The organism is Zobellia roscoffensis (assembly GCF_015330165.1).
Lineage (GTDB): Bacteria > Bacteroidota > Bacteroidia > Flavobacteriales > Flavobacteriaceae > Zobellia > Zobellia roscoffensis.
Genome location: NZ_JADDXT010000002.1, coordinates 1,622,205 through 1,635,289, shown reverse-complemented (window position 1 = coordinate 1,635,289; position 13,085 = coordinate 1,622,205). Strand labels below are relative to the sequence as shown.

Sequence of the window (13,085 nt, the reverse complement as noted above, 5' to 3'; positions counted from 1 at the left end):
CTCCTTTAAACCTTGCAATAACTTAATATTTAATGACATTTTGCTTAACCTATTCATTAGATATTTGTTGCCTAATAATTAACCAAAGTTTACAAATACGAAAAAAATGAAAAGAACACTTCTTTTAACCTTATTCGCATTAATGGTCAGTTTGGCCGCCCGTGCACAGACTACTTTTACGGGAACGGTGCTAGACGAAAACCAAGTACCATTACCGGGAGCATCCTTAGTTATTAAAGGAAGTGCAACTGGTGTAGCAACGGATTTTGACGGTAATTTCAGTATAGAACTACCTGAAGGAAATGAAATTTTAGTAGTATCCTACCTAGGATACATCCCTTCTGAATTTGACACCTCGGGAAAAACTACAGCAACCATCGTTTTGCAACCTAACTCAGAGCAATTGGGAGAGGTTGTTGTAACCGCTTTGGGCATTAAAAGAGAAGCTAAAAAATTAGCTTATGCTGTTCAGAAAGTATCAGGAGACGAAATTTCTAAGGCTAAAGAAACTAATGTTGTGAACTCCTTAGCAGGTAAACTTGCAGGGGTACAGGTTACCGGTGGTAATTCCGGTGTAGGTTCATCTTCTCAAATTATAATCCGTGGTGAAAGCTCCTTAAACCCAAGCCCAAATGCCAATTCACCACTTTTTGTAGTTGATGGAATTCCTATCAATAATAGTGTAAGCAGCCGCTCTAGCGAAGGAAACATGGAAGTAGATTACGGAAACGGCGCCCAAGACATTAACCCTGATGACGTTGAGACCATGAACGTTTTAAAAGGCCCAAGCGCAACAGCCCTTTACGGCTCAAGAGGAGCGAACGGAGTTATATTAATTACTACAAAATCAGGGAAAAACAATAAAGGGATAGGCGTTTCATATACGAACAACACTACTTTTGAGTCTATTCTAACATTTCCTGAGTACCAATATGAATACGGTCAAGGTTCAAACGGTCAGTTTGCTTTTGCAGATGGTGGTCAAAACCGCTCCATAACGGGAGGCGTAAACGATCATGTTGACGAAAGTTGGGGTCCTGCTTTAAACGGCCAATTAATTGCACAACACGACAGTCCTACAACAAGCGGTTTGCGTGCTGGTGATGTTCATGTACGACCTAGGAATGCAGACGGTACTTTTGCCGATGAAATTATCGCTACTCCTTTTTTATCAAGACCGGGTAATATCAAAAGTTTTTTTGAAACAGGTCACACCATTAGTAACAATATCGCTCTAACAGGAGGAAACGATAAAGGTAATTTTAGAATATCATTTACCGATTTGGAGAGCGAAGGTATAGTTCCCAATACCGATTACAACAGACGTTCTTATGCATTAAACGGTTCATATCAACTTACAGATTGGCTTAAGGTTTCGGGTTCTATGAATTATATAAACAGTAACTCTGGCAACCGTCCTGTAAACTCTTACGGTACAGAAAATATCATGTATTTATGGATTTGGTTCGGACAGCATTTAGATATGAACTCGCTTCGCGACTACTGGCAACCGGGTCTGGAAGGCGTACAACAGTACAATTACAATTACAACTATCATGACAACCCTTTCTTTAACGTTTATGAAAACACAAATAGTCTTGATAAAGACCGTGTGATTACCAATATGCGCGCAGATATTAAATTGGCAAAGGGTCTCGATTTTATGTTCAGAACCGGTTTTGATTATGCCAATGAACTGAACATGCGCAAAAGAGCTTATTCTACACAGCGGTTTCCAAAAGGCCAGTATAGAGAAGATAACATCTATGCCTTTGAGCAGAACACAGACTTTCTACTTGGCTACAATACTTCACTTAATGAAGATATTGACTTAGGACTTTCGGTTGGCGGTAACAGCCGTATTGTTAAGAATAGATATCAGAGAATAAGTGCCAACTCGCTATCCATACCGGGCATCTATAACTTTGGGAACACTGCGGAACCTTTAACTTCTAGTGATTATGATGACAAAAAGGAAATTAACAGCTTGTACGCCTTCGCTAATTTTGGGTTTAAAGACTATCTATTTTTAGATGTAACCGGAAGAAACGACTGGTCTTCTACACTTCCCCTAGAGAACAGTAGTTATTTTTATCCTTCAGCTGGGCTTAGCCTTATCCTATCGGATATGTTCACCTTTCCTGAAACTATAACTTTTGCAAAATTAAGAGCTGGTTGGGCAAGTGTAGGTAACGATACCGATCCTTACAACTTACTATCTACATATGGCTTTGGAACAACCTTTAATGGTTTTTCAAGAGTAAATTCTCCTTCAGAACTGAAATTACCGGATTTAAAGCCAGAAAGAACCAATTCCTTTGAAGTTGGGGCCGATTTAAGATTCTTCAGCAATCGCTTGGGCTTAGATTTAGCATTATATAGGTCGGAAACAAAAAACCAGATAATTTCACTACCTGTTTCTAATACTTCGGGTTACAATCAAACAGTGATCAACGCTGGTAAAGTTAGAAATGAAGGTCTTGAAATTACTTTAAACGCAACACCCGTAAAATCCGAGAATTTCACTTGGAATACAAACATCAACTTTACCACGAATAGAGGTGAAATCTTAGAGCTTGCAGAGGGACTCGACTTTTATCAGATAAAAGAAAATTATCTTATCGTAGGTGCCGAAGTAGGTGAAAGAATGGGAGACTTATACGGCACAGGTTTCGTAGAAGTAACCGATACCAGCAGTCCTCATTTTGGAAAATGGATTATTAACCAAGATACCGGTCTACCTTCAAGAGACAGTGAACTTAGAAATTTGGGCAACTATAATCCTGATTTTATGGTCGGTCTTCAAAACAGTTTCCGTTATAAAAACCTTAACCTAGGTGTTCTTTTTGATTGGCGGCAAGGTGGTGTTTACCACTCTAGAACAGTATCCATTGGTGGAACTACAGGTCTTTTGGATTTTACCACTGAGGGTCGTGAAACAGGAATTGTGGCAGAAGGTGTTATTAATACGGGAACCGAAGAAAATCCTGTGTATGAAGAAAACACCATCAATGTTCCTGCATCAGGGTACTATTCTACGGTATATAACCGGAGTAACGAAGAAACTACCATGTACGATGCTAGCTATGTTAAGCTGAGAGAAGTGAAATTTGGTTACAACTTCCCTAAAAAGATGTTCGCTCAAACTCCAATTGCTTCCGCAAGCATTTCTCTTGTTGGACGTAACCTAGCCTTGTGGACAGAGAATCCTCATGTAGACCCTGAAACCATTTCTTTCTCAGGCGGAACGGTAGTTCCCGGTGTAGAAGATATGGCCTTACCAAGCACAAGAAGCTATGGTATTAATATAAACATAGAGTTCTAAATAGAATTAATCAATACAATATTTATTCAAGATGAAAACATCAAAAATATTCACCATAATTCTTCTTACGGGCTTAAGCTTAACAGGCTGTACAGCAGATTTTGAAGAAACAAACTCAAACCCCAATGCCCCCGAAATGGTAAGTGCCGATTTACTTACCGCTACGGCTACTTCCGATATTGTCCGTACTTTAACTTCCGAAGGGTATTCAGACGGAAATACCCTTACACAGTTAATGGCAAAGAACAACTTCCCCGGTTTTGGCCAATTTGAATGGGGAGATCAAGGTCTATGGAATTTTTTCTATCAGATTTTGCCCGAAGTAACGGACATTTTAGAAATCTCTAGAGCTGAGGAAACCAAGAACAGTACGTATGAAGGTATAGCCTTAACCTTAAGAGCACTTTGTTACGCCAACTTAACCGATTTGTATGCGAACGTTCCTTACACGGAAGCCATTACCGGAAAAACAGATGCAGTTTTTACTCCAAAATATGATGACCAAGAAACGGTTTACAACGGTGTTCTCCAAGATTTAGTGGATGCCGATGCTGCTTTGGCCTTGGGTGAAGCCATAACAGGTTCAACAGGAGATGTTATTTTTGATGGCGATGCCTCAAAATGGAGAAAACTAGCAAATTCACTTCGCTTACGCTACTTGTTGAGAATCTCAAAACAAAGAGATGTTTCCGCCGAAATGCAAGCCATTGTTAGTGCCGGCAATTATATCATGACCAACGATGATAATGCTACCCTAACTTTCAGCGGCACTTCAAATACCGATTCTTGGCCAGAAAGTACAGGTCGAATCGGTGGTTTTGACGAGAAAAGTTTGTGTACCACCGGACTGGAATACCTTACCCGTTTTAACGACCCTAGATTGGATATTTGGTTTGATCGTAACAGTGATGGAGAATATGTGGGCATACCTATTGGCTTGAATCAGGATAACGCTAGAGCGTATGACGATGCTAATAGTCCTAGCCGTTTAGATGTTGAATTGTTTTACTTTTCCAGAACTGAAGCTGAGGCTTATATTATTAAAAGTTCTGAGGTAAACTTTATATTGGCCGAAGCGGCAGAAAGAGGATTTATTTCCGGTGATGCCGAAACTTTTTACAATGAAGGTATTCGCCAAAGCATGAAGTATTGGGGTGTAACGGACGACACGGTTATTGACGCCTATTTGGCTCAGCCTTCCGTGGCATACGATGGAAGTATAGAATTGTTGATGACCCAAAAAACACTTGCTCTTTGGAATGTAGATTACCAAGGTTGGTTTGATTACAGAAGAACCGGTTTACCTGAACTTGAAGCTGGGCCAGACAATGAAAACCAAGGTCTTTACCCAGTAAGATTCCTATATCCTTCTTCTGAGCAAACATTGAACGAAATAAACTATAAAGCTGCAGTAGAAGCTATTGGTGGTGACAACATTAACGCTAAGGGTTGGTGGGAAACTGGAACCAGGTATTAAGAAAATCCCTTCTAAACAAGAATAACTATTGTCTCGGTTTGTAATCGAGACAATAGTATTTTTAAAACGTAACATAGATGAAACTACTTAAATTACTCATACCAGTATTAGCATTCTGCGGAATATGCTCCACAAGGGTTGTGAGTCAAGAGTTACAGAACTCAGGAATAGAACACGTAGTGGTCATAGGTTTTGATGGGCTAAGCCCAGACGGTTTGCAAAATGCAGCTACACCAACCTTTGACCGACTGATACAAGAAGGTGCTTACTCAATGCATGCCAGGGCCGTTCTCCCTACCAGTTCAAGTACCAATTGGGCCAGTATGATTATGGGTGCTGGACCAGAGCAGCACGGCATCACCTCCAACGCCTGGGAACGTGATAATTTTACGCTTCCCGCGGTTACACAAAGTGAAGAGTTTATATTCCCTACCATTTTTCAATTGACCAATGACCAAATTGCTTCCTCAGAAATAGGAGCTATTTATCATTGGGGCGGTTTTGGAAGATTGTTCGAAAAAAGTGCCGTTGATTATGATGTGAGCCCGGAAACGGAGGACGAAACAGCAGTTTTGGCAAGTGATTATATCAAAGGAAAAAAACCAAAACTCACTTTTATACATTTTGACCATGTAGATCATGCGGGCCACGAGTACGGCCATGGCACCCCACATTATTACGAATCCGTTGAAAAATCGGATAAACTTCTTAAAGAAGTTATGGACGCAATTAAAACAGCCGGTATTGGGGACAAAACCTTGGTTATCGTTAGTGCCGATCATGGTGGTTTAGGAAAAGGGCATGGCGGCGAGTCTCTTCAAGAAATTGAAATTCCCTTTATCGTTTGGGGAAAGGGAGTCAAGAAAAACCATAAAATTACCCACCCTGTCTACCAGTATGATAACGCAGCGACGGTAGCCTTTGCATTGGGAATTAAGACGCCACATGCGTGGATCGGCAAACCTGTTGCATCTGCTTTTGAAGGTTATGAAATAGAGGACCAATACACCGTTCTAGAACAGCTAAAAGAACCCGTTATCTTTCCTAAATCGGAAGGATATAAAAAAGCAGGCGGACTTTTCACAGAATCTACTTCCGTTGAAATCAAAAATATGAACGAAGAGGGAACCATTAGGTATACCTTGGATGGTTCATTGCCTACCAAAGCTTCGGCCATTTACAATAAACCTTTCCGCTTAACGAATAACACCGTAGTTAAAAGTGCCTTATTTACAAATAATAAAATCAGTAGCCCTGTTGCCGAAGGATATTTCAGGATACAACCTAAAAAAGCAGTAAAACCAGTAAACTACGAGATTTTTTATATGGATAATCTCACTTTTATTCCAGCCTTAAGCACTAAAAAACCAGATTTGAAAGGCACTACTTCTGAAATTGCCTCAGATGAAATAAAAGAAAAGATCAAGAGCAACACAACGGTGAGGTTCACTTCTAGAATAGAGATAGAAAAAGAAAAAAATTACAGGTTCTATCTTCGTTCGGATGACGGTAGCAAACTCTTTATTGATGACGAACTCGTAGTTGACAATGATGGTGATCATGGCGTAAAGACCAAAGATGGCACCATCACTTTACAACCAGGCATACACCCCATAAAAGTACTATGGTTCAATGGTGGTGGCGATGGATGGTTAGACGTTTTTGTAGAAGAAGGCGATGCTGCCAAACAGATATTATCTCAACCGTTATTGATGACCGATTAAATGAATTTTTTCAATTTTAGTTTCGTTTTACTCTCTTTTTTGCTGGGCACTACAGTTTGTGCCCAGCAATTTTTTTCCGAACTGCCCCCTTGGCAAGAAGGTATGTTAGACATACACCACATCAACACCGGAAGAGGCAATGCTGCCTATTTTATACTTCCGGACGGAACAACGCTTTTAGTAGACGCTGGTGACATGTCCGAAACGCATGAACGAACCCTTTCCGCTAGAAATGCCAAATTGATGCCTAACAATTCTAAATCGGCGCCTGAATGGATTGTAGATTACATTCATCAATTTACACCCAAAAACAAAACTCCGCAGTTAGATTATGCGCTTCTCACCCATTATCATGACGACCATTTTGGTGAAATGGATGTGAATCGAAAAAAGGCTGAAAACGGAAATTACTACTTAACAGGAATTACAGAAGTAGGCCACCACCTACCAATAAAAACCATGCTTGATCGCGGCGATTCTTATCCTGTTGACCTAAAAAACGTAGAAATTCAATCAAAAATAGATAAGAACGATGCTTATGGAACGATAGCTACGCTTAAAAACTATTGGAACTTTATTAATTTCCAAGCAAAAACTAATGGGCTACAATATGAAGTCTTTGAAGCTGGTCAGCTGAATCAAATAGCCCTTAAAACAAAACAAAAAGATTTTCCTGATTTCAATATTCAGAATATAGCGGTGAACGGTGAGATTTGGACCGGAGAAAAGAACCGTACATTTTCCATTTTTAAAGAAGGTGAATATCCTGGAGAGAACCCATTAAGCACTTGCCTTAAGATTAGCTATGGTAATTTTGATTATTTCACAGGAGGTGATATCAGCGGGATTAACGCTTTTGGAGGCATCAATATTCACTCGGTAGAATCCAACATAGCGCCTATTGTTGGTTCGGTAGATGTCGCAACTTTAAATCATCATGGCAACCGCGATTCACAAAACACATTTTACGTGCGCACCCTACGTCCACGCGTCTGGATTCAGCAAAACTGGTCTAGCGACCACCCGGGCGAAGAGGTCTTAAGACGTATAACTTCAAAAGAACTTTATCCGGGTGAACGAGACATTTTCAGCACTGTTCTTTTACAAGCCAACAAAGATGTGATTGGCGGCAGACTCGACCAGTATAAAAGCCATAACGGACATATTGTTCTACGGGTTGAAAAAGGAGGCGCATCCTATAAAATATTTATCTTGAACGATACTTCCGAAAAGCGTGAAGTACTATCAGAACACGGTCCTTATGAGTCAAAATGAAAAACGGGAAATAAAACAGAATAAAAGAACCGAGGGCGACATCAACTACACGCCAGCAAGACAAGAATGGTTATCCAATGAAGTTGATGAAACCACAAAGGAGCTACTCGAAAAAGACGCTCGGTATTTCTTTCACCAAGCTTTATCGTCACCATGTTTAGATGTTCTAAAAAACTGTGACGGTCCATATATCGAAAACCTATCCGGGAAAAAGTATCTCGATTTTCATGGTAATAATGTGCACCAATTGGGCTTTTCGCATCCAAAATTGGTACAACGCCTAACCAAGCAATTGCAATCTCTGACTTTTTCCACCAGAAGATACACCAATGAAAACGCTATCGATTTTGCAGAAAAACTAGCCTCTCTTTTACCTTCTGACCTGAACCGTACGCTAATGACACCCAACGGTAGTGCCGCAATTGGTATTGCTCTAAAACTGGCCCGTGCGGTTACCGGAAAGTTTAAAGTAGTCTCCTTTTGGGATTCTTTTCACGGGGCTTCTTTAGATGCGATAAGTGTGGGCGGCGAATCGGTTTTTAGAGAACTCATGGGCCCTTTAATGCCAGGTGTAGAACGCATTCCGCCACCGGTGACGTACAGAGGTATTTATGAAAATAATGAATCTAAATGTCTGGAATATCTGGAGTATGTTTTTGCAAAAGAGGGTGATATTGGTGCTTTTTTAGCAGAAACCGTTCGCAACACAGATGTTCAAATTCCATCAAAAGCTTTTTGGAAAGAAGCCAGACGCCTCTGTGATCAATATGGGGTACTATTAATCTTAGATGAAATTCCCATAGCGATGGGCCGAACGGGAAAAATGTTCGCTTTTGAAAATTATGATATTGAACCGGATATTCTCTGTTTGGGTAAAGGACTTGGAGGCGGGATTTTTCCGCAGGCAGCCATTGTTGCTCGGGATGCCTACAATAAATTCAGCGATATTTCTTTAGGTCATTACACCCATGAAAAGAGTCCGCTTGGTGCTGTTGCGGCCTTGACTACCCTAGAAATTATTGAAGAGGAACTCCACTCCGGTACGATTAAAAATCTGGGGGGTATGATGCAGCAAGAAATGAATCGCCTAAAACAAACACATTCTATCATTGGTGATATTCGTGGATTAGGACTTTTGTGGGGCGTTGAACTGGTGACAGACCAAAAAACCAAAAAGAAAGCCATAAACGAGGCCGAAAAAGTAATGTACGAATGCCTTAAAAATGGACTTAGTTTTAAAGTCTCATCAGGGAATGTGCTTCAACTGGCTCCAGCGCTCACAATTTCAACCGAAGAACTTAAAAATGCCATCAATATTCTTGATAATGCACTTTCTACCTTAAACCATCAATCTTACTAAAATGAAAAACAAATTTGTATTACTTATCATCAATCTTCTATTAGGCGCATCGGTTTTTGCCCAAAAAGAAAAACCAGAACTGCTGGTAAATCCGTTTTTGCAGGATGCCATGCCCAACTCCATTAAGGTGGTTTGGCAGACTTCCAGCGGAGAAGAAAGTATCGTAGAATGGGGTACGACCCAAAAACTTGGCAAAAAAGCTAATGGCTCTGCTCATGACATCAACTTTACAGAATCGCGCGTTCATGAAGTTCAAATTAACGGCCTAAAACGCTTCACTACCTATTTTTATCGGGTACGCACAGGAAAGGTTGTTTCGGACATTTTTCAGTTTAAAACACCTCCTTTTGGCAGCGACGACCAATCTTTCAATATGCTTGCCATGAGCGATATGCAAATGGACCATCAAAATCCGGATAAGTTTTCAGAGATTGTAAACGAGGGTATCATTCCTTATCTTAAAACCGAGTATGGTGAAGCACTTCCCGAGAATTTAGCTTTGGTAATGGTGCCTGGGGATTTAGTAGAAAACGGCACCAAATATGACCAATGGAAAAGCGATTTTTTTGACCCAGCTCAAAACTTGTTCGCTGAGGTTCCTGTTTATCCTGTGCTTGGGAACCATGAGATAAACTCATCTTTTTACTTTAAATACTTCAGTCTTCCTAAAAACGGAACTCCCGCTTACGCCGAACATTGGTGGTACAAAGATTACGGTAATACCCGTATCATTGGTTTAAATAGCAACAAAGGTTTTAGGGATATTGATGAACAATACACTTGGCTGGAAGAAGTACTGGCAGAAGCAGCTAAAAATGAAGATATCGACTTTGTTTTTGCACAATTGCACCATCCGCATAAATCAGAATTATGGATACCTGGCGAAGAAGCATCTTCTGGAAAAGTTGTTAAGCTTCTTGAAGATTTTAGCACAAAAACAGGCAAACCTAGCCTACACTTTTTTGGACACACACATGGCTACTCCAGAGGTCAGTCCAAGGACCACAAACACCTTTGGGTAAATGTCGCTTCTGCAGGTGGCGCCATTGATAATTGGGGCGAATTTGAAGGTCGTGATTATGATGAATTTACGGTTACCCAAGATGAATACGGTTTTGTAATGGTAGAGGTAGACGCCAACAAAGACAATCCCAAGTTCACTTTAAAAAGAATCAGTAGAGGCAATGCAAATAAGTTCAGGGCTAACGAAAAGACGGACGAGATTACCATTTATGCCAAAAATCATAAACCTGAAGCCCCAAAAGCCATTTCCCCAAAGGGAGAAAATATCCCTTTTAAAGGAACGACACTTAAAGCGGAAAATTTTAGCAGTACTTTTAACGATGCTTACCACGCTGCTGCTAACTGGCAAATTTCTACAAAACCAGATTTTTCCGAATTAATTTTGGACAGCTGGAAGCAATCTGAAAACTGGTACTATCTTGAAAACAGGCAAAAAGACGACGACCTTACCGATGAACCTTCAAAACGATTAAAACCTGGTACAACCTACTACTGGCGTGTTCGCTATCGGGACCAGCACTTGAATTGGAGCGAATGGTCCAATACACTAAATTTTACAACGGACAAGCCATAAAAAACATTGAAAAATTACTTTTTACAAAGTATAAACAAAACATGATTTTCATAATGATAGCTTGATATTAAGTTAACTCATCTCCGGCCACTTTAACCGAATTTTGCGGTGTGATTATTTGAGTTAATCTAGTTTGAGTTAGTTTAGTAAAACCGATGTAAGTCTCGTACATCGGTTTTTTCTTTTTAAGATTTAGCGCATTCCACTTTTGGATTCTTAAAAAAGTAAAGATTAACTAACAAATTGTTAATCTAATGTTTACGACCGCGTAAACTAAAAAAACAATCTTTACCCAAACTCATTTTCTACCTATGAAAATAGTTCTTTTATACTTATCGACCCTTGTGGCAGACCTTCTAATCTCTCGGCTTAGAAGCTATTTTTCGCCCCTAAAATTCAAGAAAATCAGAAAGCATAGTCGCCCCTCCATACAATGAAAAAAAGACCTATTGACATTGTCGTCATATCAGACATACACCTTGGCACATACGGATGCCACGCTAAGGAGCTGATCAAATATCTAAAATCCATAAACCCAAAACAAGTAGTCCTTAACGGGGATATTGTTGATATATGGCAGTTCAATAAACGGTACTGGCCCAAATCTCACATGAAGGTGGTAAAACTGCTCATGGAGTGGATTACAAAGGGAGTGAAAGTACATTACATTACAGGTAACCATGATGAAATGATGCGCAAGTTCTCCGGGTTTAAATTGGGGTCTTTCAGCATTGTTAATAAATTGGTTCTAACCATACATGGTAAAAAAGCCTGGATTTTTCATGGTGATGTTTTTGATGTTACCATGCAACATTCCAAATGGTTGGCCAAACTAGGGGCTATTGGTTATGATACCCTTATACTTATAAACAGTGCGGTAAACTTTTGCTACAAAAAACTTGGAAGAGGACCGGTTTCCATGTCAAAGAAAATAAAGAACAGTGTAAAATCTGCCGTAAAGTTCATAAACAACTTTGAACAGACCGCTGCGGATATCGCTATTGAAAATGAATTTGATTATGTGATCTGTGGTCATATTCATCAACCAGAGATTAAATCTGTTCAAAACGATAACGGTTCCGTTATGTACCTAAACTCAGGAGATTGGATAGAAAACCTTACATCTTTAGAATATGTAAAAGGGGAGTGGAAACTCTACAGATACGAAGATGACATGTACATTCAGGCCTACAACTCGGACAGTAACGACCATGTTGAAATGCTAGAGAAAAAAGAGCTTTTTCAAAGCTTAATGGCGGAGTTCAATGACATGGTCGCCTCAAAAGTAAGTAAATGACCCACCCAAAAAGAAACAGTAGATGAAAGTTCTCTACGCCATACAAGGTACGGGAAATGGGCATTTAAGTAGAGCTCGAGATATTATTCCCTCCCTACAGAAAAACAATATTGATCTGGATATTCTGGTCAGTGGTACGCAAGCCGATATTAAACTACCCTACCCCATTACCTACCAACTGAGCGGATGGAGTTTTATTTTTGGAAAAAAGGGTGGTGTTGATATGTGGCGCACGTACGAAAAAACCAATTCTGCCAGAATAAAAAAAGAAATAAAGAGTATCCCTATTGAAAAATACGATTTGGTAATTAATGACTTTGAACCTATCTCCGCATGGGCTTGCAAGTCAAAAAAATTGCCCTGTGTGGCACTTAGTCATCAGGCTGCGGTTATATCTCCCAACTCACCCAAACCCAAGAAAAAAGACCCTCTAGGAAAGCTAATATTAGAGAAATACGCGCCGTCTACAACCCAATATGGTTTTCACTTTAAAACCTATGGAGAAAATATGTTCAAACCCATTATCCGTCAAGATATAAGGTCTACAACGAGAACACTAGGGGAACATTACACGGTTTATCTTCCTTCTTACAGTGATGAGAAATTGTTAAAAATGCTCTCGCAAATTAAAGATGTAAAGTGGCAAGTTTTCTCTAAGCACAACCAAAAAGAAATTTTCTCGAACAACATAACCATTAGCCCCATCACTAATGAGGCCTTTGTAAGCAGTATGGCAAGCAGCAAAGGTGTACTTTGCGGCGCAGGGTTTGAAACGCCTGCGGAAGCACTCCACATGCAAAAGAAACTTCTGGTCATACCTATGAAAGGCCAATATGAGCAACAGTGTAATGCAGCCGCTTTAAAAGAAATGGGGGTGCCCGTAATAAAATCCCTAAAAATGAAACATCTTGACAAAATTAAAACTTGGATAGATACGGACACCAAGTTAGACGTGCACTACCCTGACATTACCGATGAGATAATCAAGTCCGTTTTAGAAAAATCGCTATCCTTATATAAAGGCAAATAA

The 13,085-nt window shown here is 39.9% G+C and carries 8 protein-coding genes; all 8 read left to right on the top strand.

The window, feature by feature from the left end; all coding sequences use genetic code 11:
- The first annotated feature begins 106 nt into the window (after positions 1-106).
- The 8 genes from IWC72_RS06930 (at position 107) to IWC72_RS06895 (ending at position 13,085) form a co-directional block, all read left to right on the top strand.
- On the top strand, positions 107-3,325 hold the full coding sequence (locus tag IWC72_RS06930; RefSeq protein ID WP_194529281.1) for a SusC/RagA family TonB-linked outer membrane protein: 3,219 nt from the start codon (positions 107-109) through the stop codon (positions 3,323-3,325).
- 31 nt (positions 3,326-3,356) lie between these two features.
- A complete protein-coding gene (locus IWC72_RS06925; RefSeq protein WP_194529280.1) occupies positions 3,357-4,802 on the top strand; it encodes a SusD/RagB family nutrient-binding outer membrane lipoprotein in 1,446 nt (481 codons plus the stop codon).
- Positions 4,803-4,879: 77 nt separating this feature from the next.
- Entirely contained in the window at positions 4,880-6,526 is a 1,647-nt protein-coding gene (locus IWC72_RS06920) for an alkaline phosphatase family protein (protein WP_194529279.1), read from the top strand.
- A complete protein-coding gene (locus tag IWC72_RS06915; RefSeq protein WP_194529278.1) occupies positions 6,527-7,801 on the top strand; it encodes a ComEC/Rec2 family competence protein in 1,275 nt (424 codons plus the stop codon).
- Positions 7,788-9,161, top strand: coding sequence for a (R)-1-hydroxy-2-aminoethylphosphonate ammonia-lyase (pbfA, locus tag IWC72_RS06910; RefSeq protein WP_194529277.1), 1,374 nt, complete (start codon positions 7,788-7,790; stop codon positions 9,159-9,161). The genes IWC72_RS06915 and pbfA overlap by 14 nt, the downstream gene beginning before the upstream one ends.
- A gap of 1 nt (position 9,162) precedes the next feature.
- The gene (locus IWC72_RS06905; protein WP_194529276.1) at positions 9,163-10,758 is read left to right on the top strand and encodes a fibronectin type III domain-containing protein; all 1,596 of its coding nucleotides are present in this window, start codon (positions 9,163-9,165) and stop codon (positions 10,756-10,758) included.
- 433 nt (positions 10,759-11,191) lie between these two features.
- Entirely contained in the window at positions 11,192-12,055 is an 864-nt protein-coding gene (locus IWC72_RS06900; RefSeq protein WP_194529275.1) for a UDP-2,3-diacylglucosamine diphosphatase, read from the top strand.
- Positions 12,056-12,077: 22 nt separating this feature from the next.
- On the top strand, positions 12,078-13,085 hold the full coding sequence (locus tag IWC72_RS06895; RefSeq protein ID WP_194529274.1) for a glycosyltransferase family protein: 1,008 nt from the start codon (positions 12,078-12,080) through the stop codon (positions 13,083-13,085).